General features: G+C 71.2%; 19 protein-coding genes. 11 read left to right on the plus strand and 8 right to left on the minus strand.

Going from position 1 to position 21,793, the window contains the following annotated elements; all coding sequences use genetic code 11:
• The first annotated feature begins 3 nt into the window (after positions 1–3).
• The 4 genes from purD to H9L21_RS01190 are packed head-to-tail and all read left to right on the plus strand — an operon-like array spanning position 4 to position 5,726.
• Positions 4–1,248 (plus strand): phosphoribosylamine--glycine ligase, encoded by a 1,245-nt coding sequence (gene purD / locus H9L21_RS01175; protein ID WP_187411678.1) that lies wholly within the window; start codon positions 4–6, stop codon positions 1,246–1,248.
• Positions 1,249–1,307: 59 nt separating this feature from the next.
• The gene (locus H9L21_RS01180; protein ID WP_187411679.1) at positions 1,308–2,318 is read left to right on the plus strand and encodes an Lrp/AsnC family transcriptional regulator; all 1,011 of its coding nucleotides are present in this window, start codon (positions 1,308–1,310) and stop codon (positions 2,316–2,318) included.
• A gap of 49 nt (positions 2,319–2,367) precedes the next feature.
• Entirely contained in the window at positions 2,368–3,798 is a 1,431-nt protein-coding gene (purB, locus tag H9L21_RS01185) for an adenylosuccinate lyase (RefSeq protein ID WP_154596022.1), read from the plus strand.
• On the plus strand, positions 3,795–5,726 hold the full coding sequence (locus tag H9L21_RS01190; RefSeq protein ID WP_154596021.1) for a DUF6077 domain-containing protein: 1,932 nt from the start codon (positions 3,795–3,797) through the stop codon (positions 5,724–5,726). The genes purB and H9L21_RS01190 overlap by 4 nt, the downstream gene beginning before the upstream one ends.
• 4 nt (positions 5,727–5,730) lie before the next feature.
• Here the strand turns inward: H9L21_RS01190 and H9L21_RS01195 are convergent, their stop codons facing one another.
• Complete coding sequence (locus H9L21_RS01195; protein WP_187411680.1) at positions 5,731–6,624, minus strand: glycosyltransferase family 2 protein; 894 nt, start codon at positions 6,622–6,624, stop codon at positions 5,731–5,733.
• Positions 6,621–7,244 (minus strand): class I SAM-dependent methyltransferase, encoded by a 624-nt coding sequence (locus H9L21_RS01200; RefSeq protein ID WP_154596020.1) that lies wholly within the window; start codon positions 7,242–7,244, stop codon positions 6,621–6,623. Before H9L21_RS01200 ends, H9L21_RS01195 begins: the two co-directional genes overlap by 4 nt.
• Before the next feature lie 18 nt (positions 7,245–7,262).
• Here H9L21_RS01200 and H9L21_RS01205 point away from each other — a divergent pair, with 18 nt between their 5' ends.
• Together H9L21_RS01205 and H9L21_RS01210 are read left to right on the plus strand one after the other, a co-directional pair.
• Positions 7,263–8,015: a glycosyltransferase family 2 protein gene (locus H9L21_RS01205; protein ID WP_230081301.1), complete on the plus strand. Its 753-nt coding sequence runs from the start codon at positions 7,263–7,265 to the stop codon at positions 8,013–8,015.
• On the plus strand, positions 8,015–8,374 hold the full coding sequence (locus H9L21_RS01210) for a DUF2304 domain-containing protein (protein WP_230081300.1): 360 nt from the start codon (positions 8,015–8,017) through the stop codon (positions 8,372–8,374). Before H9L21_RS01205 ends, H9L21_RS01210 begins: the two co-directional genes overlap by 1 nt.
• 10 nt (positions 8,375–8,384) lie before the next feature.
• Here the strand turns inward: H9L21_RS01210 and H9L21_RS01215 are convergent, their stop codons facing one another.
• Together H9L21_RS01215 and H9L21_RS01220 are read right to left on the minus strand one after the other, a co-directional pair.
• A complete protein-coding gene (locus tag H9L21_RS01215) occupies positions 8,385–8,942 on the minus strand; it encodes a maltokinase N-terminal cap-like domain-containing protein (protein WP_154596019.1) in 558 nt (185 codons plus the stop codon).
• 17 nt (positions 8,943–8,959) lie between these two features.
• Positions 8,960–10,126, minus strand: coding sequence for an MFS transporter (locus H9L21_RS01220; RefSeq protein ID WP_154596018.1), 1,167 nt, complete (start codon positions 10,124–10,126; stop codon positions 8,960–8,962).
• A 71-nt stretch (positions 10,127–10,197) separates the two neighbouring features.
• Here H9L21_RS01220 and H9L21_RS01225 point away from each other — a divergent pair, with 71 nt between their 5' ends.
• Together H9L21_RS01225 and H9L21_RS01230 are read left to right on the plus strand one after the other, a co-directional pair.
• Positions 10,198–11,058, plus strand: coding sequence for a phosphoribosylaminoimidazolesuccinocarboxamide synthase (locus H9L21_RS01225; RefSeq protein ID WP_154596017.1), 861 nt, complete (start codon positions 10,198–10,200; stop codon positions 11,056–11,058).
• An 82-nt stretch (positions 11,059–11,140) separates the two neighbouring features.
• Positions 11,141–12,703, plus strand: coding sequence for a long-chain-fatty-acid--CoA ligase (locus tag H9L21_RS01230; protein ID WP_187411681.1), 1,563 nt, complete (start codon positions 11,141–11,143; stop codon positions 12,701–12,703).
• Positions 12,704–12,757: 54 nt separating this feature from the next.
• Here the strand turns inward: H9L21_RS01230 and H9L21_RS01235 are convergent, their stop codons facing one another.
• From H9L21_RS01235 to H9L21_RS15405, 3 genes are read right to left on the minus strand one after another with little or no spacing between them, the layout of a single operon-like run.
• On the minus strand, positions 12,758–15,319 hold the full coding sequence (locus H9L21_RS01235; RefSeq protein ID WP_154596016.1) for a CDP-glycerol glycerophosphotransferase family protein: 2,562 nt from the start codon (positions 15,317–15,319) through the stop codon (positions 12,758–12,760).
• Complete coding sequence (locus tag H9L21_RS01240; protein WP_154596015.1) at positions 15,316–17,790, minus strand: CDP-glycerol glycerophosphotransferase family protein; 2,475 nt, start codon at positions 17,788–17,790, stop codon at positions 15,316–15,318. The genes H9L21_RS01235 and H9L21_RS01240 overlap by 4 nt, the downstream gene beginning before the upstream one ends.
• Positions 17,787–18,269 carry a hypothetical protein gene (locus H9L21_RS15405; protein ID WP_230081299.1) on the minus strand — a complete coding sequence of 161 codons (483 nt, stop codon included), beginning with the start codon at positions 18,267–18,269 and terminating at the stop codon, positions 17,787–17,789. Before H9L21_RS15405 ends, H9L21_RS01240 begins: the two co-directional genes overlap by 4 nt.
• A 151-nt stretch (positions 18,270–18,420) precedes the next feature.
• On the opposite strand from H9L21_RS15405, the gene H9L21_RS01250 reads away from it, so the two are divergent.
• From H9L21_RS01250 to H9L21_RS01260, 3 genes are read left to right on the plus strand one after another with little or no spacing between them, the layout of a single operon-like run.
• Positions 18,421–18,702, plus strand: a complete 282-nt coding sequence (locus H9L21_RS01250; RefSeq protein WP_154596014.1) for a GNAT family N-acetyltransferase — start codon at positions 18,421–18,423, stop codon at positions 18,700–18,702.
• A 5-nt stretch (positions 18,703–18,707) separates the two neighbouring features.
• Positions 18,708–19,913: an Nramp family divalent metal transporter gene (locus H9L21_RS01255; RefSeq protein WP_154596382.1), complete on the plus strand. Its 1,206-nt coding sequence runs from the start codon at positions 18,708–18,710 to the stop codon at positions 19,911–19,913.
• 18 nt (positions 19,914–19,931) lie between these two features.
• Positions 19,932–20,789, plus strand: coding sequence for an Fpg/Nei family DNA glycosylase (locus tag H9L21_RS01260; RefSeq protein WP_154596013.1), 858 nt, complete (start codon positions 19,932–19,934; stop codon positions 20,787–20,789).
• A gap of 56 nt (positions 20,790–20,845) precedes the next feature.
• On the opposite strand, the gene H9L21_RS01265 is transcribed toward H9L21_RS01260, so the two are convergent.
• Positions 20,846–21,763, minus strand: a complete 918-nt coding sequence (locus tag H9L21_RS01265) for a DUF6801 domain-containing protein (RefSeq protein WP_154596012.1) — start codon at positions 21,761–21,763, stop codon at positions 20,846–20,848.
• Positions 21,764–21,793 lie beyond the last annotated feature (30 nt).

Raw genomic sequence — 21,793 nt, forward strand, 5'->3', positions numbered from 1 at the left:
CGCGTGAAGGTTCTCGTCATCGGCACCGGCGGCCGTGAGCACGCCCTGGCCCTGGCCCTGTCCCGCGACCCCCAGGTCACCGAGGTGCACGCGGCGCCCGGCAACCCCGGCATGGCCGCAGTCGCCTCGCTGCATCCCGTCGATCCGCTCGACGGTGCGGCGGTCGCCGACCTCGCCTCGCGGATCGGTGCGGATCTCGTCGTCGTCGGTCCCGAGGCGCCCCTGGTGGCCGGTGTCGCCGACGCCGTCCGCGAGGCCGGCATCGCCTGCTTCGGCCCCAGCGCCGAGGCCGCCCAGCTCGAGGGCTCGAAGGCGTTCGCCAAGCAGGTCATGGCGGCGGCGGACGTCCCCACCGCCCTCGCGCGCGTGTGCGAGACGCCCGACGAGGTCGCGGACGCGCTCGACGCGTTCGGGGCGCCCTACGTCGTGAAGGACGACGCCCTGGCGGCCGGCAAGGGTGTCGTCGTCACCGAGGACCGTCAGGTCGCCCTGGACCACGGCGTCTCGTGCGACCGCGTCGTGATCGAGGAGTACCTCGACGGCCCCGAGGTCTCGCTGTTCGCGATCACCGACGGCTCGACGGTGCTGCCGCTGCAGCCCGCCCAGGACTTCAAGCGCGCCCGTGACGGTGACGAGGGCCCGAACACCGGCGGCATGGGCGCCTACACGCCGCTGGACTGGGCGCCCGAGGGTCTCGTCGCCGAGGTGTCGCGGCGCGTGCTCGTGCCGACGGTCCAGGAGATGGCCGCGCGCGGCACGCCCTTCCAGGGACTGCTCTACGCGGGACTGGCCCTCACCGGCCGAGGCACCCGGGTGGTCGAGTTCAACGCGCGCTTCGGCGACCCCGAGACCCAGGCGCTGCTCCCGCTGCTGAAGACCTCGCTCGCGGCGCTGCTGCACGGCGCGGCGACCGGGACGCTCGGCGAGGTCGGCCTGCCGCAGTGGCACGACGGTGCCGCGGTGACGGTCGTCATCGCTGCGGAGGGCTACCCCGAGGCCCCCGTCACGGGCGACCGGATCGAGGGCGTCGAGAAGGCGGACGCGCTGGAGGGCGTCGACGTGATCCACGCCGGCACGAAGATGGACGAGGACGGCAACCTCGTGACGGCGGGCGGCCGGGTCCTGTCGGTCACGGGCGTCGGAGCGGACCTGGACGAGGCGCGTCGGCGTGCCTACGCGGGGGTGGACCTCATCTCGATCCGGGGCGCCCACCACCGCACCGACATCGCGGCGTCCGTCCCCCGCTGACGCTCCCGCCCCTCGGTCGATCCATGGACTCGGCCCGCCGGGCCGCTATTCTCCGACGCATGTATGGATCGGCGCAGTGCCTGCCGGAGCTCCCGGACATCGATCTCGCGCTCGTCCACGCCCTCCAGGTGGCGCCTCGCGCCCCGTGGAGCGCGATCGCGCGCACGCTCGGCGTCGATCCCGCCACCGCGGCACGGCGGTGGGACCGGCTCGTCGAGGAGCGCCTCGCCTGGTTCGTGGTCCGGCCCAGCGCGGAGCAGTTGGCGCCCGATCGTGACGGTGTCCTGCTGAAGCTGCGCTGCCGCCCCGGCGCCGAGGCCCGGGTGGGTGAGCGGATCGCGGCCGTGCCCGAGGTCTACGCCGTCGACCTGCTGGCCGGCGACGACGACCTCGCGGTCGTCCTCATCGGTCGCGGGATCGCGACGATGCGCCAGACGGTGGAGGAGCTCGTGGCGTCCGATCCGGACATCGTCCGCACGCGGATGTACTTCCTCGCCGAGGTGCACCGTGAGGACGGCCAGTGGCAGCTCGACGTCCTGACCGAGGAGCAGAGGAGCGGCCTGGCACGACCGCGGACGGGCCCGGCGACGCCGCCGGACGCCGAGACGCTCGAGAAGGTCACGCAGATCCTGCGGGAGGACCCCCGCATGAGCGTGGCCGACATCGGCCGTCGCCTCGACAAGCCCGAGCCGACCGCTCGCCGACTGCTCGAGCGCGTCCTCAGCTCCGGTGCCCTGCGGCTGGGGTGCGATGTCGTGGCGTCGGCGGGTGGTGCGGGTCGCGCCGTGCTGCTCGAGGTCTGCACCGACGACCCCCACGCCGCCGGCCGGGTCATCGGCGCCGAGAGGCCCGTGCTGCGCTGCGCGGCGGTGATCGGTCCCGCGAACCTCGCCCTGGTGGCGCGGTTCGCCTCGCTGGACGCGGTCTACGACCTCGAGACGAGGGCCGCGGCCAACATTCCGGGCTGGCGGGTCCGCAACCGCGCGACGGTCGTGCGCAGTGTCAAGCGCCAGGGTCACGTCCTCGACGACGACGGACGCGTGGTCCTCGATCCGTACGGAGCCGCCTGACGGTTCGCGGGTCGAGCATGCTCCCGCGTCGGCCGCCGGTCCTGCGACAATGGGGCGCGTGACCACCCCGAACGTCCTGGCCTCCCGTTACGCGTCCGCCGAGCTGGCTCGGATCTGGTCGCCCGAACACAAGATCGTCCTCGAGCGTCAACTCTGGATCGCCGTGCTCAAGGCGCAGCGCGACCTCGGCATCGAGACGCCGGACGGCGTGATCGAGGCCCACGAGGCGGTCGTCGACCAGGTCGACCTGGACTCGATCGCGGCCCGCGAGCGGATCACCCGCCACGACGTGAAGGCCCGCATCGAGGAGTTCGCGGCCCTCGCGGGCAGCGAGCACATCCACAAGGGCATGACCTCGCGCGATCTGACCGAGAACGTCGAGCAGCTGCAGGTGCGCGCCTCGCTCATGTTGGTGCGCGACCGCGCGGTCGCCGCCCTGGCGCGACTGGGCCGGCTGGCCGCCGAGCACGCCGAGCTCGTGATGGCCGGCCGCAGCCACAACGTCGCCGCGCAGGCCACGACGCTGGGCAAGCGCTTCGCCACGACCGCCGACGAGCTGCTCATCGGGATCGAGCGCGTCGAGCAGCTGATCGCCCGTTACCCGCTGCGCGGGATCAAGGGCCCGGTGGGCACGGGCCAGGACATGCTCGACCTGCTCGGTGGCGACGAGTCCAAGCTGGCCGACCTGGAGCAGCGCGTCGCGGCGCACCTGGGCTTCGAGCGCACCTTCACCAGCGTCGGCCAGGTCTACCCCCGGTCGCTGGACTTCGACGCCGTCAGCTCCTTGGTGCAGCTGATCGCCGCCCCGTCGAGCCTGGCCCTGACGATCCGCCTCATGGCCGGCAACGAACTGGTCACCGAAGGCTTCAAGCCCGGCCAGGTGGGCTCCTCGGCCATGCCGCACAAGATGAACACGCGCTCGTGCGAGCGGGTCAACGGCCTCGCGGTCGTGCTGCGCGGCTACGCCTCGATGGTGGGCGAGCTGTCCGGCGACCAGTGGAACGAGGGCGACGTCTCGTGCTCGGTCGTGCGCCGGGTCGCGCTGCCCGACGCCTTCTACGCCGCCGACGGCCTGTTCGAGACCTTCCTGACGGTCCTCGACGAGTTCGGCGTCTTTCCCGCGGTGATCCAGCGCGAGCTGGACCGGTACCTGCCGTTCCTGGCCACGACCAAGGTGCTCATGGCCGCCGTCCGTCACGGCGTCGGCCGCGAGACGGCCCACGAGGCCATCAAGGAGCACGCGGTCGGCGTGGCCCTCGAGATGCGCGAGAAGGGCACGGCCGAGAACGACCTGCTCGATCGGCTCGCCGCCGACGAGCGACTGGGCCTGACGGCCGACGACCTGCGCCGGCTCGTCGCCGAGCCGCTGGCCTTCACCGGCGCCGCGGTGTCGCAGGTCGCCGCCGTGGTCGGTCAGGTCGGGGCCGTCCTCAAGCGCCACCCGGAGGCGGCCGCCTACAGTCCGGGCGACATTTTGTGATCCGCTGGCGCGCCTGGCCCCGGTTCCTGGACGGTGCCCTCGAGGGCACCGTCCTGTCCTTCGCGGCGTGGACGCTGTTCTACCTGATCGCGCTGAAGACGCAGTGGTCGCTGCTCCCGGCCGCGTGGCCCTGGGTCGTGCTGACCGCCGGTCTCGTCGTGGTGGGCGGTCTGCGCGCGGTGCGGACGGACCAGCCGCGCGTCTGGTCGTCGGAGGCCCGGCGTCCTGTCGGAGGCCTCGTCCTGCTCGCCGTGGTGCTGGTGGCCACGCTCGCCCTGCTGCTGTTGCGCGATCACGACCTGGTGTGGCCGCTCGCGGTGGCCGCCGGTGCAGCGCTCGTCCTGCAGTTGGTCCCGTGGCTCGGCGCTCGCGAGCCCGACCCGGTGGACGATGCCCCTGCGGAGCCAGACGTCCCGATGGGTGCCCACCTCGTGGCGCTCGCGGTCAGCCTCGGCCTCGGCGTACTGACGCTCTTCCTGGTCCGGCCCGACGCGGACGACGTCTACTACGTGAACCGCGCGACCTGGGTGGCCACGCACGGCACCCCCACGCTGCGCGACACGATGTTCAGCTCGGGGGAGTGGGAGTCCACGTACGGAGGAGGTCTGCCCACGCCCTCGATCGAGGCGCTCCAAGGCGCCCTCGCCCACGCGATCGGCGTCCAGGCCGCCACCTTCTCCTACCTCGTGATGGCCCCGGCGGCAGCCGTCCTGATCGGCTGGACGTCGTGGCGGCTGGTCCGCGGCTGGGCCGCGCGCCGGGCGCTGCCGGCGTTCCTCGTCGCGATCGTCTTCCTGCTGGCGAGCGCCGACACGATCGTGGGCAACTACTCGCTGGGCCGCATCTGGCAGGGCAAGGCACTCGCGTACGCGGTCCTCGTCCCCCTCGTGTGGTGGTGGCTCTCGCGTCTCGCGCGCAGGATGCGCACGGTGGACGTGATCCTGCTCGCCGCCGCGGGCGTCGCCTTCGTCGGCCTGTCCACGACGTCGGCGCTGCTGGCGCCGGTCGTGGCGGCCGCTGCCGTCCTGGCGGCGCTCGTGCTGCGGTCCCGATCGCTCGCGATCGGTGCGGTCGCGTTCGCGGCGGCGCCGGTGGTCAACGGGCTCGTCCAGGCACTCGCCCCGATCACCGTGGGCACCACCGACGACACCACCGTCATGGCGGCGCCGGTCGCGTTCAACATCGCGATGGGCGCCACCTTCGCCCTGGCGGCACTGGCCGTCCTGGCGCTGGTGCTGCTGCCGAGGACGGCGCCCGGTCCCGCCGGCGTCCTGCTCGGCTGTGGGGCGCTCGCCACCATGGTGTGCTTCCTGCCCGGCGTGTTCCAGTTGGCCCACGCCGCCACCGGGGCCGGTCCCGTGGCATGGCGGCTGGCGATCGCCCTGCCGCTGTGGATCGCCGTCGGCCTGCTCGTGACCCTGCCGGTCCCCGAGCCCGGCGGCGCCGCGCTCGTGGTCGCCGTCACCCTCGTCCCCGTGCTGGGCGGCACGTGGCTCTGGCAGCCGGAAGACGCCCAACTCACGCCGCGGCCGGCGTGGAAGGTCTCGCCCGAGGCCCTGGAAAACGTGCGGGCGCTCGAGGCGCTCGACCCGCCCCGCGGGACGTGGTTGCTGCCGCCGAAGGAGATGGAGATCCTGGCGATCTCCCGCGGCGACACCCACGTGGTCGCCCCGCGGGACTTCTACCTGATGAGCCTCCCCAAAACCGAGCACGACTGGCACGCCCGGGTCCATCTGCTGTCCCTCGTGGACGGTGGCGAGCTGCCTTCGGCGGGCACCGTGCGCGAGTCGTTGGCGACCCTCGACGTCACCGTCGCCTGCGTGCCGGAGGACCTGTGGCGCGCCCGCACCAGGTTGCGCCGGGCGGTCGGCGAGCCGCTCGTCACGGTCGGGGACATGCGATGTGCCGGGGTGACACCACGGTCCTGAGCCGTCAGCGCACGGCGTGCCGCAGCAGCCCGCGCACCGCCGCCCAGTCACGCTGGCGCAGCGCCGCGGGCACCAGGGTGAGCGCGTGCAGGCGCGAGGTCAGGTGCCAGCGCGCGGCCCGGGCGGCGCGCGGCCAGCCGTGGGCGGCCATCACCTCGGCCGACTCGGCGAAGAACATCCGCTCGCCGGCGAACCGGGTGCCGTCGTACAGGCCGGCGACCGAGGCGCTCTCGAGGTGCCGGCGGTACTCGAACGCCACCTCGGGCTCGAGCAGCAGCACGGCACCGTCGGTGATGAGCTCGCGGATCAGGCCGAGGTCCTGGATCAGCGGAAGGTCGTCGCGGAAGTCCTTCCCCGCCAAGGTGTCGCGGCGGAACACCAACGAGGGCCAGTAGAGCCAGTTCGCCCGCAACAGGCTGGCGGCCAGCTCCTCGCCCGACAGCAGCTGGCGACCGGCGCTCCGTGGCATGAACAGGCGCTGCTTCACGGTGTCGGCCAGGGTCGACACCGGTTCCCCGTGCTGATCGATCACCTGGACGCCGACCTCGATGATCGTCGCCTCGGGCACCTCGCGGCGGGCGCGGGCGACGACCTCGACGAACTGGGGCAGCAGGCGGTCGTCGCAGCCGAGGAACACGACGTGCTCGCGCGAGGCGAGCTCCAGGCAGCGGCGGAAGTTGCCCGTGACGCCGAGGTTCTGCTCGTTGCGCAGGTACGTGATGCGGGGATCGGCGAGGTCGGCGAAGTACTGCGCCACCGACGGGTCGGGGTAGTCGTCGTCCACGACCGTCAGGTGCCAGTTGTCGTCGGTCTGGGCCAGCACGCTCGCGACGGTCTCGCGCAGCAGCGCCGGCTCGCCCCAGAAGGGGACGAGGATGTCGAGGGGCTCCTGGGTCACCGAGGGTTCTCCGCGAGGAAGTTGAACTCGTTGTGGGTGAAGACGCGTCCGACCACGCGCGGGAACGGGAACGAGTACCGCTGGGTCTCGCGCAGGCCGAGGTCGTCCGCGATCTGGCGCAACGCGTCGAAGTCGGTGAACGCCACGTGGGTGCTGTCCGAGGCGTAGCCGCGCTCCTGCGGCGTGATGAACATGATCGTGCCGCCGGGCTTGATCGCCGGGAGGTACGACGCGAGGATCTCGGTCGCGTCCTCGGCGGGCAGGTGCTCGATCAGGTGGGCGGCCAGCAGCCCGTCGTACGAGGCCGGGGCGTGGGCGTCCTCGTCGGCGAAGAACTCCTCGACGGTGAACGCGGTGAGCCCACGATCGCGGCACACGCCGATGGAGTGCGGGTTGTGGTCGACCCCGACCGACTCGGCGGAGAGGTGGGCCAGATTGCGGCCCGTGCCGCAACCGACGTCGAGGATGCGCCCGTCCAGGCGGCGGCGCAGGTTCCACCGGTAGGGGGCCTGGACGTCGAGCATCCGCTTCCACCCCCGGGTGGAGAGACGCTGGAGCCGCTGGGCGTACTCCAGTCCCGCCGTGGGCGGTTCGCCGGAAGGTCCGTCGCTGTAGTCCATTGTCCTAGACTGCCGTGCATGCCCAGCGATTGGATGAAGCATCGCCGTGTGCTCGTGGTGGTTCCCGCGTGGAACGAGCAGGAGTCCATCGCCCGGACGATCGCCGAGTTGCGTGAGAGCCAGCCCGACGTGGACCTGCTCGTGGTCGACGACGGCTCGGGTGACCGCACGGCGGAGGTGGCTCGCGCGACGGGCGCGACCGTGTGCCAGCTGCCCTACAACCTCGGCGTGGGCGGCGCCATGCGCACCGGTTACCGCTACGGCCTGCGGCACGGGTACGACGTGGTCGCCCAGCTCGATGCCGACGGTCAGCACGACCCCGCGTACCTGCCGGACCTCGTCGCGGCGCTGGACGACGCCGACGTCGTGATCGGCGCCCGGTTCGCCGGAGCGGGCGAGTACCGCGTGGGCGTGATGCGCGGTCTGGCGATGCGACTCCTCGCCGGCGCGCTCAGCCGGATCGCGGGGACGAAGCTCACCGACGCCACGAGCGGCTTCCGCGTGGTCAACCGGCGCGCCCTCGAGGTGTTCGCCGCGCACTACCCGGCGGAGTACCTCGGCGACACCGTCGAGTCGCTCGTCATCGCCGCCCGCAGCGGGTGCACGATCCGGCAGGTGCCGGTCGCGATGCGTCCGCGGGCCGGCGGCACCGCCAGCCAGACACCGTTGCGCGCCGTGATCTACCTGGCGCGTGCGATCGTGGCCCTCGGCCTGGCGCTCGTGCGCCGGTGGCCCGCCACGCTCGAGACCCAACCGAAGGAGCTCGTCTGATGGCCCCGTACGTGCTGGGTCTGGTCGGGGCGATCGTCACGCTCGCGTTCGTTTTCGAGCTGCTGCGTCGCCGCCACCTGCGCGAGAAGTATGCGGTCCTGTGGGTCGCGATCGGACTGGGCGGACTGCTGCTGTCGCTCTTCCCGGTGGCGCTGACGAGGCTGTCCGAGCTGGTCGGCGTCGAGCTGCCGTCGAACCTGCTGTTCTTCGGCGCGCTGTTCATCCTGTTGCTGATGAACGTGCAGCACAGCTTCGAGGTGGGCCGGCTCGAGGAGCGCACGCGCACCCTGGCCGAGGAGGTCGCCCTCCTGCGCCTCGAGCAGCAGCAGCAGCGCGACGGCGTCGACGACGACCGCTGAGCCCCGAGGCTCAGTCCACGCGCGCCAACCAGGCCAGGACGGCCGGCTCGGGCTGCCCGGTCCACGTGGCGCTCAGCGTGCCCGTGGCGTCGGCCGGCACCGTCCCCGGCACGAGTCGGACGACGTGGAGCTCGCCGGAGCCGTCGCCGGATCCGCGCACGGCGGCCGTCGTCGGGCGCCGCGGCAGCGTGTGGCCGTCACTGTCCACGAGGTCGACCTCGGTCCCTGCGTGCCGGATCACGGCTGTCGTCTCGGCGACGTAGACCGGGTCGCTCGGTCCGTCGTAGACCCAGCGGTGGCCCAGGACCGAGTGCTCGAGCTCGCCGACGAGGACGCCGCCGTCGAGGGGTGCCGAGCGGTAGGTCACCGGGACCTGCGCGACACCGCCGGGGACCGGCAGCAGGAATGTCTCGATGCCCACCTCGCCGGTCGGGTCGTCGAGGCGGAAGTTCGCCCGGAAGGGGCGCACCTCGGCGTCGTGCGGCCACCAGGACTGCGTGGGCAGCCAGGCTGCCAGGAGGTCGGCCTTGCTCGGGGTCAGCTCGGAGGTCGGGTGAACGATGCCCATGGCTCAGGGTGTCACCTTCAGGCGGTGCGCGTCACCCGTGTGGCGGCCAGGATCGCCGCCGCGACCGAGAGCAGCGCCGCGCCGATGATCGGCGCGAGCGGATGCAGCGCGTAGAGCCCGGCGCCCAGGATCGGGCCGCCGACGTAGGTCATGCCGACGGTGGCGGCGAGCTGTCCGGCGACCGCGGCATGCTCCGACGGCTCCACGGCCAGCGTGGCGCCGGCGTTGTAGCCCGGGAGCGCCAGGCCCAGTCCCACCGCGACGACCACCATCGACGGCAGCAGGGTCGCGAGGTTCGGGGCGAAGATCGCCCCGCCGTAGCCCGCGGCGGCGACCAGGCTTCCCGCGACCAGCAGTCCGCGCGGCCCGCCGGGGATCCGCGGCGCGAGGAAGGCCTGGGTCAGGGCGAAGCCGATGCCGATGAGCACGCCGGCGAGGGCGACGACCTGGGCCGTGGCCGAGTTCGACAGGCCCAGCCGGTCCTGGACCAGGAAGCCCATGATGATCTCGACGAGAGCCAGACCGAGGAAGAGCGACGCGCCGGCGACCAGGTACGGCAGCACCCGCGGGTCGCGCCAGCCGAGCCGCTCGCCGTGCGGGCGCTCCTGGCGCTCGGGACGGGGGAGCAGCCAGACGGCGACGAGGGTGGCCGCGACCAGCACCGGTGCCACGTGCACGGGCAGCAGCAGGCCGCCGATCGCCAGCAGGCCGCCGAGCGCGGGTCCGACGACCAGCGAGATGCCCTGCATCGCCCCGAAGGCGCCCATCGCCTTGGTCCGGGCGATCGCACCTTGACTGGCCGAGGCGAGGTAGGTCAGTCCCGCGACCGGGACCGCCGCGAAGCCCAGGCCGTAGAGCACGCCGCGGGTCAGCGCGAAGACCGACAGCACCAGCCAGCGCGGCAGCTCCTCGTGCGCGGCGATCTGGACCATCACGGCGAAGCCCACGGCGCCGAGCGTGGCCAGGACGAGGCCGCGCACGAGCACGGAGTGGACCCCGTGGCGGTCGACCTGGCGGCCCCACCACGGACCGGTCAGCACGAGCATCGCGGCCGAGAGCGTCATCACGGCACCGAGGTCGACCTCGCCCAGGCCGACGACCCGGGTCACCGGCGCGAGGACCGGCACGAGCATTCCCTGGGCGCTGTAGACCACGAGGGCCGCCGTCAGCAGCGTCGCGGTCATGGTCCTCGTCGATGGCACCGGCACAGCCTGCCACGGATACGACGGGGGAGGGGGCCCACTAGCCTGTTCCCATGCCGCTGGAGATCCCCGGAGCCACCCACCTGCACTCGGGCAAGGTCCGCGACCTGTACACGTACGGCGATGCCCTGTTGATGGTCGCGTCCGACCGGGTCAGTGCCTACGACTTCATCCTCGAGCCGGGGATCCCCGACAAGGGCGAGATCCTCACCCGGATGAGCCTGTGGTGGTTCGACCAGCTGGCCGATCTGGTGCCGCACCACGTGATCAGCACCGACGTGCCGGCCGAGGTCGCCGGCCGTGCCCTGATCGTCGAGCGGCTCGACATGTTCCCCGTCGAGTGCGTCGCCCGCGGCTACCTGACCGGTTCGGGTCTGGCCGACTACCGCGAGACCGGCGCCGTGTGCGGCATCCCGCTGCCGGACGGACTCGTCGACGGCTCGCGCCTCGACACCCCCATCTTCACCCCCGCGACGAAGGCCGAGCTGGGCGAGCACGACGAGAACGTCTCCTTCGAGGCGGTCGTCGAGACCGTGGGCGCCCCGATGGCCGAGCGGCTGCGCGACCTCACGCTGGCGGTCTACGGCCGTGCCGAGGAGATCGCCCGCGAGCGCGGGATCATCCTGGCCGACACCAAGCTCGAGTTCGGAGCCCGTCCCGACGGCACGATCGTGCTCGCCGACGAGGTGCTGACCCCCGACTCGTCCCGGTTCTGGCCGGCCGACCGGTACCAGCCTGGACAGGCCCAGCCGAGCTACGACAAGCAGTTCGTCCGCGACTGGCTGACGTCGCCCGAGTCGGGCTGGGACCGTGCCTCCGACACGCCTCCGCCGCGGCTGCCGGACGAGATCGTCGAGCGCACGCGCGACCGGTACATCGAGGCCTACGAGCGGCTCACCGGCCTCACCTGGTGACCCGGGGCCTCGCGCCCCGTCCGGAGGCTTCCTTCGTTACAGTTCTGATGTAACGAAGGCCACACACCGGAAAGAAGGCACCGTGACCAACCTCGCCGCCATCCTCGACGACACGACCGCCAAGTACCCCGAGCGCACCGCGATCGTCTTCGGCGACACCCGGTTGAACTACGCGCAGCTCAACGGCGCCGCGAACCAGGTGGCCAACCTGCTCGTGGCCCGCGGGATCAAGCCCGGCGACAAGGTCGCGATGTCGATCCCGAACGTCCCGTACTTCACGATCGTCTACTTCGGCATCCTCAAGGCCGGCGCGTCCGTCGTGCCGCTGAACGTGCTGCTGTCCGAGCGTGAGGTCGCCTACCACCTGGACGACTCCGACGCGGTGGCCTTCTTCGCCTTCGAGGGCACGCCCGACCTGCCGATCGGCGACCGCGCCTGGGCCGGGTTCAACGAGGTCGAGGGCTGCAAGGACTTCTTCCTCATCAAGCTCGACTCCGCCGCGCCCGAGCCGATGGAGCCGCCGGAGTACTACGGCCCGCTCGTGGCCGCGCAGTCGCCGCAGTTCACCACGGTCGAGCGCGACGACGACGACACCGCGGTGATCCTCTACACGTCCGGCACCACGGGCCAGCCCAAGGGCGCCGAGCTCATGCACCGCAACCTGCTGGCCAACGCCAAGCTGGGCGTCTCGCTCTTCGGCGCGACCGAGGACGACCCGGACACCTACCTGGCCGTGCTGCCGCTGTTCCACATCTTCGGCCAGACGGTGATCCAGAACAGCGCCGTCCTGTACGGCGGCACGATCGTCTACCTGCCGCGCTTCGAGCCCGAGGCCGCGTTGTCGCTGCTGCTCAAGGAGAAGATCACCTTCTTCGCCGGCGTGCCCACGATGTACTGGGGCCTGCTGCAGGCGCTGGCGGCGTCCGACGGCGGCGTCGACGTCGAGGCGATCGCCAAGAACATGCGCGTGGCGGCCTCCGGCGGCGCGGCCCTGCCGGCCGACATCCATCGTCAGTTCGAGGAGAAGTTCGGCATCGTCATCCAGGAGGGCTACGGCCTCTCCGAGACGTCGCCGGTCGCCTCGTTCGGCGTGCGCGGCGAGCCCGTCCGCGTCGGCTCGATCGGTCGTCCGGTCGAGGGCGTCGAGATGAAGCTCATCAACGACGACTGGAGTGACCTGCCGCACGACCCCGAGGCCATCGGCGAGATCGCCATCAAGGGTCACGGCATCATGAAGGGCTACTACAACCGGCCCGCGGCCACCGCCGAGGCGATCCAGGGCGAGTGGTTCCGCACCGGCGACCTGGCCCGCATGGACGACGACGGCTACTTCTACATCGTCGACCGCAGCAAGGACATGATCATCCGCGGCGGCTACAACGTGTACCCGCGCGAGCTCGAGGAGGTGCTGATGACGCACCCGGCGGTCTCGCTGGTCGCCGTCATCGGCGTCCCGCACGAGTCGCACGGCGAGGAGATCAAGGCGGTCGTGGTCAAGAACCCCGACGACCAGACGACCGAGGCCGAGCTGCGCGAGTGGGCCAAGGGTCAGTTCGCCCAGTACAAGTACCCGCGCATCGTGGAGTTCCGCGACGAGCTGCCGATGACGGCGACGGGCAAGATCCTCAAGCGCGAGATCGACTGAGCCGGTGTTGCGCCGGGGAGCAGGACTCCCCGGCGCAACACCCGCCGGTCACGACTACGCGTCGTCCGGCAGGTACAGGGACCGGACCTTCTCGACGACCCGCGCGGCCGACCCCGCATCGAGGTGGTCGTGGAAGATCCGACGGCGCCAGGCGTACTCGTCGGCCGTGGCGGGGTCGGGCTCCTCGAAGAACCCGTCGAGAGCCGTGGCCAGTTCGTCGAAGGTGCGGCACACGGCGCCGGGCAGCACGCGGTCGAGGTCGTAGAACAGTCCACGCTCCTCGTTCGCGTAGTGCTCGAGGTCGTAGGCGAAACTCGCCATCGGCCGGCCCGTCAGCATGAAGTCGACCAGGCAGCTGGAATAGTCGCTGACCAGGCCCGAGGCCACCCGGTAGAGCACCTCGAGGTCGGGATAGCGCCGACTCGACAGGTCGATCGCGCCCAAGGGTGCGAGTTGGTGCCAGTACGTGCGCGCCGTGTCGGCCATGTGCTCGCGCACGCCCAGGACGGCGTGATGACGCTCCAGCCAGGCTCCGAGCGTCTCGAGGTCCTCGGGGGTGAACCGGTAGTAGGCGTCGGCCTGCCCGTCCTTGAACGTGGGCAGGAACATGACCAAGCGACGATCGCCCACCTCGGCACGCAGCCGCTGCTCCGTCTCGAGGAGGTCCGCGGGCAGCCGCGACTCGTCACAGGTGATGTAGTCGTTCCGCGGCAGTCCGGTGTTCCAGACCTCGGTGTAGGACAGCGGCCAGAACGCCGTCGTCATTGCCAGCATGTCCATGCGGCTGGAGGCGATCACGGCCCGCGAGCCGCCGTTGTTGCGCAGCAGCGCCCGCTCCAACTCGGGCGAGATCGTGGCCGTCGCCGAGCCGAATCGCTTGAGCGGAATCCCGTGCCACAGGTTGACGAAGTTGTGCCTGAGCGGTGACAACGGCCAGTGCGCGTTGACCCTGGGCCCGTGCTTGACGAAGATCTGGCCGGCCCGCAGCAGGTACTCCTGGCCGGCGCGGCTCATCAGCGGGACGGTCACGACGTTCTCGCCGGACAGCTCGACCCGCCGCGAGCGGGTCAGGATGATCTTCTTGATCGACGGGTCGTCGCGGACCTCCTCGAACACCGCACGCTCGTTGCCGGCCAACGTGTGGTCGTAGGCGCACACCGGGAACGCCCACCAGTGGTCGAACTTCGGGGTCCACTCGTCCTCACGGCGGAAGCGCGGCCACGACAGTGGGTCGTCGTAGTCCACGGTGCCGTCAGGGCGTGACTTCACAGCGAGGCTGCGGGCGAGCCGGTCGTCGGCGCTCACGCGCAGCAGATTGCGCTCGAACGTGTCGGTCCGGGCGTTCGGCACCCGCTGGGCGACCTGTTCCTTCCACGCCGCCAGGTCGGGCATGCGGCGGGGGTTCTCGGAGATCAGGTTGCGCTTGAGCAGGGGGAAGCCGTGGTCGAGCAGAGTCCAGTAGTCGGTCGTGTAGACGGGCAGGTACGGGTAGAGCCCGTCGACGAACGTCTCGAAGTCGAACCCCTGTGCCATCAGGTACCGGCTGAGCCCCACCTCGTACTTGACGATGACGACCGACTTCACCGTCTCACGCGCGACGGAGTCGAGGCGTCGCCGGAATCCGGCGTCCCTGATCACCGGCTGCCGGAAGGCCAGGAAGTAGGAGCTGAGGTGGAGGTGGTCGATGGGGTCGATCTCATTGACGGTGCGCCACCGTTGCTTGGCCTCGGCGAGCGGGAGCGGCCGGTCGTCGCCGAGGTCGCGCGCGTAGGCGCGCCGGGTGGCGTGCAGGCCCCACCAGTCGGCGCGGGTGGCGGACATGGTGGCGAAGACCTCGTCGAGGGGCCGCAGGAGGTACGCACTGTCATTCGCCAACAGCAACTCGTCGTACGTCTCGAGCGTGTCCCACCCGACGAGGTCGCGCGCGAGGATCGACCACGAGCCGAAGTCGTAGGCGCCGTGCCTGATCGCCCACGCCCCGAGCGTCACCTCCGAGAGCTTGGCCAGCTCGGTCGCCGCCATCGTGGAATCGGCCAGGTAGTAGACGTCGGCATGGCGCGACAGCTCGGTGAGGTAGTCGACCACATAGTCGTCGACGATGCCGTCGGCGTCGTACGCGGCGAAGAGGCAGACCCTGCGCACGGGCGTGCCGGCGGCGAAGGTCGTCGCCGGACGCGGCTGCACCTCGGGAGGCAGCGTGGGCAGGCCGTCGTGACGGCCCCGCACCAGGTGGTGGACGAGGGGGTTGATGTCGTCGCGGCGGGGATCGAGGTGCTCGTTCCAGTACCACCACAGGTCGAAGTCGGACCGCGGATTGACCAGCCGTCTCCATCCGGTGGTGCAGAAGTGCTTGTAGGGCGAACGGTCGACACCCTTCTGTCCGGCGAGGACGCGGCGGTAGGAGTCGACGTCGAGGGCGTCGGCGCGCTTGATGACGGCGATCTCGCACGCGGTGGCGACGTCGGGAGACACCGGCGTGGCGGGGTCCTGGTAGGTCAGGCCCTCCTCGAGCACGCGATCCACCAGGGTGCGGGCCCCGGCGGCGTCGGTGGCCCGGGTCGCGTCCCACTGCGCGACGAAGCTCGACCACGCCGCCCGGAACTGCTCAGGACTCATGCGAGCACCTCCTTCGGCGTCAGGGCCAGCAGGCGCTCCACGACGCGGCGCGTGTTGTGGCCGTCGCGGTGGTCGACCAGCAGGTCGCGCACCCGGGAGTATTGCCGCGTGGTGGTCGGGTCGTCCAACGCCTGCTCGAGAGCCTCGACGAGGGACGACGTGTCCCGGCACACCGGCCCGGGGAACATGTGGTCGAGGTCGTACAGCAAACGGTCGGAGAGCTCGTCGGCGTCGTGCGCGAAGCTGATGACGGGGCGGCCCGTCACCGTGAAGTCGAGGGCGGCACCGTCGACGTCGGTCAGCAGCACGTCGGTGGCCCGTAGCACGGCGTGCACGCTCGGCCATCGCAGTTCTGAGAGGTCGAGGGCGTGCTCGCCGAACGCTTGGGTGTAGGCGCGCTCCAGATCGGTGATGGGCTCGCGGATGGCCAGAACCGCCCCGGCTGATGCGACGGCGGACGCGATGCGGTCGACCTCCGCCGGGCTGAAGCGGTACGGCTCGGCCTTCGAGCCCGTGCCACGCAGGGTCGTCGAGAACAGGACGAGCCGCCGTCCGGCCAGTTCCTCGCGCAGCCGGTCCTCCTGCTCGCGCAGGTCGGCCGGGAGGTCGTCACCGATCAGGAAGTCGTGCGCGGGGATCCCGGTCCGCCAGGCGTCGGCGTAACGGGTGGTCCAGTTCGACGCCACGGCCGCAAGCTGGTCGGCGTCGGAGGAGGCCAGGACGGCGTCGAAGATCCGCGTGGGAGCCTCGTGCAGCATCTGCAGCGGGCCCTCCGGGCTGAGCTGCAGGTCAGGGGGTGTCCGGGGCGAGGCCGCGGTCCGGCTGTACTTCAGCAGGGTCAGCCCACGACGGACGGCGATCACGTGGTGGCGCTCGGTGCTGACCCGGACCTGGGCGGCCCGGATCGGGCGCTCGACCAGCAGGACGATGCCCGAGCGCATGAGCGCGTGTCGGCCCTCGGGGCTCAGGACCGGGTGGACCTCGACGTTCTCGCCGGCGAGCCTCACGTGCCGCGACCGGGTCAGAATGACCTTCTTGATGGAGGGGTCGTGGGCGACGTGCTCGAAGATCGCCCGGCTGTTGTCCGGCAGCAGGTGGGTCGCCCGGTCGACGACGAACGCCCACTGGCGCATGTCGCGGGACGCGGCGGCGTCGAGCTTGGTGAATCGGCGCGGCGTCATGTCCCAGTCGGGCACGTGCACCTCGCCGTCGGCACCGCGCTCGACCGCGAAGCTCCGCGCCAGCCGGTCGGCGGCACCGGTGCGCCACAGGTTCGCCTCGAGAGCCTCCACGGGCGCGTCCGGGGTCAGGCGCAGCACGATGTCCTTCCAGTGCGCGAGGCCGGGGACGTCGTAGTGGTTCTGGTAGAGCAGGAACCGCTTCAGGAAGGGGAAGCCGCGTTCGATCAGCTCGAAGGCCCACGAGCTGTAAACCGGATGGAACGGGTACAGGGCGGGGACGAACGTCGAGAACCGGTGGCCGCGCCCGATCAACAACCGGGTCAGCCCGATCTCGTACTTCTGGATGATCAGTCGCTTGCGCTGCTGGGGGACGACACCGTCGACGAGCCGGCGGAAGACCGGGTCGTCCAGGACGGGCCGGCGGAAGACCAAGAAGTACGACGCCAGGTGGAAGTCGTAGATGGGGTCGTCCTCGTACCGGGCCAGCATCTCGTCGCGGACGACGTCGAGGGGGATCGGCTCGGTGAACTGGTTCGACGGCAGGTGCTTGGTGGCGGCCAGACCTTTCGTGGCCTGCAGGCCCCACCAGTCGCACCGCTCCGCGTCCATCTGCCGGAACACTTCGTCGAGCGGCCGCAGCAGGTACGAGGAGTCGTTGACGAACAGCACCTCGTCGTAGTCCTGCAGGCGGTCCCAGCCGACGAGGTCGCGCGCGAGCATCGAGTACGACCCGAAGTCGTAGGCGCCGTGGCGGACCGACCAGGCCTCGGTGGCGACCTCGCGCAGCTTGGCCAGCTCGCTGTCGGGCAGGTAGCTGTCGAACAGGCAATACACGTCGCTGAAGCGCGCCAGCTCACGCACCAGGATCAGCGTGGCCTCGTCGACGACGCCCTCGGCGTCGAAGCCGGCGAACAGGGTGGCACGGCGCACGGGACGGTCGTGGGGCAGCTCCGCCCCGGGGCCGGACGGGGCCGTCGTCGGCGGCTTGGTCGCCAGGCCCAGATCGCGGCCGACGAGTGCGTAGTGGACCAGCGGGTTGACGGACTCGTCCGCCGGATCGAGGTGGGACGCCCAGTACCACCAGATGTCGAAGTCGCGGTTCGGCGCGAACAGCAACCGCCAGCCCGTCTCGCAGAAGTGCTCGAGCGGATCGGTCACGGGCTCACGCAGCTCGGGCAGCGAGGCCACGTAGTAGTCGGCGTCGAAGTAGGGCTCGACCAACGCCATCTCCGCCGCGAGACGCTCGCGCTCGCCCATCGCGTCGAGCGCGGCCAGGTCCTCGGCGCTCACTGGTGGGTGCGGAGGTGGTTGAGGAGCGGGTTCGTCCTGCTGCGCACCACGAAGGGGTGACGGGCGAGGTAGTTCTTGGTGCTGAACTCCGGGCCCGGATCGCGGCCCTCGGCGACACCGAAGCGAAGGTAGTGCAGTGCAGGGCTCAGGCCGGTCGAGATGATCTCGGGATACGTGCGCAGGTACCACGGGCCGTCGAAGAGGGACGAGGCGCGCAACTCGCGGGCGTCGGCCAGCTCTTGTGGGGTGGCGGCGTTCGGCAGGACGCGTCGCTTGAGCCAGCCCTTGGGGCCGGTGGCGACGGACTCGGCGCGGGTGAGGTGCTTGTCGAGGGCGCGCGAGATCGCCACGGCCTGATTCTCGGCGTGCTCCGTGGCGGCGATCTTCTCGGCCTGCGCCTCGTACTGCTCGCGGACCGTCGCGAGCTCGCGACGGCACTGCCGCAGGCTCTCGTCGAGCCCGACGTCCTCGGTGTTCACCTGCGCGTCCCCCTCCCGCTTGACAACCCGCCCAGCATAACGACGACAGGAAGCCGGGGCGCGGGAGCGCGCTGTCCCCCGGGTGGTCGGCGCGATCGGCGCGGTCCTGACGCGGGATGAGGCGTGCCACCTGGTGTGGCAAGGTCGACCCATGACGGTCGACATCACGTACAACACGTCCGAGCAGCAGTACGAGATCACGGTCGACGGCGCGGTGGCCGGCCACACCGTGGCACGGGACGAGGGCGACGTCGTCGTCTTCCCTCACACGGAGATCGACGAGCGCTTCGAGGGCCGGGGACTGGGCGGCAAGCTCGTCGGACACGCCCTTGACGACGTCCGGTCGCGGGGCAAGAAGGTCCGGGCCCACTGCACCTACGTCAAGCACTTCATCGAGAAGCACCCCGAGTACCAGGACCTCCGGGCCGAGTGACCGTCCTGCTCCGTCGTCGGCTCACGTTGCTGGGGCCGGCGTTCATCGCCGCCGTCGCGTACGTCGATCCGGGCAACGTCGCGACGAACCTGACCGCCGGGGCGCAGTTCGGGTACACGCTCGTCTGGGTCATCGTTCTCGCCAATCTCATGGCGGTCCTGCTGCAGTACCTCTCGGCGAAGCTGGGCCTGGTGACCAGGCGTTCGCTGGCGGCCCAGGTGGGCGGCCGCGTCTCGCCCCGCACGCGGTTCCTGTACTGGCTGCAGGCCGAGGGGATCGCGATCGCGACCGACCTGGCCGAGGTCATCGGCGGTGCGATCGCCTTCCAGCTGCTGTTCGGCGTGCCGTTGCCGATCGGCGCGGTACTGACGGCCCTGGTCGCGATGGTCGTCCTGACCATCGGTGACCGGCGCGGTCAGGGCGCCCTCGAGCGACTGATCATCGGGTTCCTGCTGCTGATCGCGGTCGGCTTCCTCGCCGGGCTGGTCGTGGGTCCGCCGTCCGCCGCAGGCGTGGCCGGAGGCCTGGTGCCGCGGTTCGACGGCGCCGAGAGCGTGTTGCTGGCGTCGGGCATCGTCGGCGCCACGGTGATGCCGCACGCGGTGTACCTGCACTCCAGTCTCACGGCGGACCGGCTGGGGCGCCGCGGCGAGGACTCGTCCGTCCGCGAGTTGCTGGCCGCGACCCGGACCGACGTGGTCCTGGCGCTGATCCTGGCGGGCGTCCTGAACCTCGGTCTGCTGCTCATGGCGGCGGCGAACCTGCAGGGCATGCCCGGCACGGACACGATCGCCGGCGCGCACGAGCTGATCGGCAGCGAGATCGGCGCCGGCGTCGCGCTGCTGTTCGCGGTGGCCCTGTTGGGCTCGGGCATCTCGTCCACGTCCGTCGGCAGCGCGGCCGGCGCCGAGGTGATGCGCAGCCTCACGCCGTGGGCGCTGTCGCCGCTGACGCGTCGCCTGATCACGCTCGTCCCGGCGTTGGTGATCCTGATGCTGGGGATCGATCCGACCCGGGCCCTCGTGGTCTCGCAGGTCGTCCTGTCGATGGGCATCCCGTTCGCCGTCGTCCCGCTGGTCTGGCTGACGTCGTCCCGCGGCGTCATGGGCGAGTACGTCAACCACCGGGCGACGACGGCACTGGCCGTCCTGGCCGCCGGCGCGATCGTGGTGCTGAATCTGGTTCTGCTGTGGCTGACGTTCGGGGGTTGAGACTCCTAGGCTGGCGCCATGCCTGAGATGCCCGAGGTCGAGGCGCTGGTGCGCTGGCTGGGCGAGAAGCTCGACGGAGCCGTCGTCGCCGAGATCGAGCCCGCGTCCTTCGCGGTGCTCAAGACCTACGACCCGCCCGTCTCGGCGTTCGCGGGCCTGACCGTCTCGGCCGTGCGCCGGCACGGGAAGTTCATCGACATCGACGTCGACGGCCTCCACCTGGTGATCCACCTGGCCAAGGCCGGCTGGCTGCGCTGGAGCGACCACTTCGGCGACGCCCGGGTGAAGATGGGTGGTCCCATCGCGCTGCGGCTGCGCGCCGATCGCGGCGACGGCCCGCACGAGGGGTTCGACCTGACCGAGGCGGGCACCCGCAAGGGCCTGGCCGTGTACGCCGTGCGCGACCCGCAGGAGGTCCCCGGTGTCGCGCGGCTCGGACCCGACCCGCTGGGGTCGGGATTCGACCTGCGCCCGCTGCTGCAACGCCGGATGCAGGTCAAGCGGCTGCTGCGCGACCAGACCGTGATCGCAGGCATCGGCAACGCCTACAGCGACGAGATCCTGCACGCCGCGCGGCTGTCGCCGTTCGCGATCGCCGAGAAGCTCGACGAGGACGAGATCGGACGGCTCGAGTCGGCGGTCACCTCCGTGCTGACCGACGCTGTCGCGGCGGCCGACGGCAAGCCGGCGTCGGACCTCAAGGACGCCAAGCGCGAGCGGATGCGCGTGCACGGCCGGGCCGGCGAGACGTGCGACGTGTGCGGCGGCACCATCGCCGAGGTCGTCTTCGCGGACTCGTCGCTGCAGTACTGCCCGACCTGCCAGACCGGCGGCGCACTGCTCAAGGACCGCAGCACCTCGAAGTTCCTGAAATAGACGAAGGGGGCGAGCGCCTCGCGGCGCCCGCCCCCTCCTTCAGTGGTGTGACCGGGTCACTTCTTCTTGACGGTGACGATGACCTTCACGCGCGCGCTTCCGCCCTTGCCGTCGCGGACGGACACGTAGAACGCGGTCTTGCCCTTGAAGTTCTTCTTGGGCTTGAACTTGAACTTCGGGCCCTTGCCGCTGACCTTGCCGGCCTTCTTCTTGACCTTGCCCACCTTGTAGGTCAAGCGGTCGCCGTTGGCATCCTTCGCGCGGATGACGAAGTTCTTGGCCTTGTTCTTCTTGGTCACGACCTTGACGGTCCTGGGGGCCTTCGGCGCGACGTTCGGCGCCTTGACCGCGCGGATCGAGCCCAGGGCGCGGTCGGCGGGGCCGACACACGTCAGGGTCGAGGGCGCGGTCCCGTCAGCGACCTGCAGGGTGGCGGAGATGGTGAAGCGCGCGGGCATGCCGAGCGCGACGCTGCCGGCGGTGTACGCCGGAGCCTTGATGGCCGGGACGGTGCCGGAGGCCGGGATCGTCCAGGGCACGTTGGCGACCTGCGGGATCGCGGTGTTCGGTGCGGCCAGACGCGGGATCCGGACGTTCATGGACTTGCCGGCCGTGGTCAGGACGAGGGCGGCGTCGGTCGAGGAGCCCGAGGCGGCCGTCCCGCCGATCACGTCCACGGTGGCCTCGCGCAGCTTCTCGGGCATCGTCAGCGTGATCTTGACGGCGCGAGCCGGGATCGTCTGACCCGGGTAGACGGTGGTCGGGACCTTGGTCGAGATCGAGACACCGATGTTGTGCTGCCTGAGGTTCAGGCCTCCGGCGACCACGTTGCAGTCGTAGACGAAGTCCTTCGTCAGCGCGACATCGGCGGCGTTCGCGGGGGACGCGAGGCCCACCGTGGCGAACGTTCCGCCGACGAGGGCGGCGGTGATGGGGAGCGCGACGCGGCGCGCTACGAGGGAAGAGCGGGTCACGATGGACACCTTTCGGACGGTGCCCGCCGA

The sequence above is a fragment of the Aeromicrobium senzhongii genome (assembly GCF_014334735.1).
In the GTDB taxonomy this organism is placed as follows: Bacteria; Actinomycetota; Actinomycetes; order Propionibacteriales; family Nocardioidaceae; genus Aeromicrobium; species Aeromicrobium senzhongii.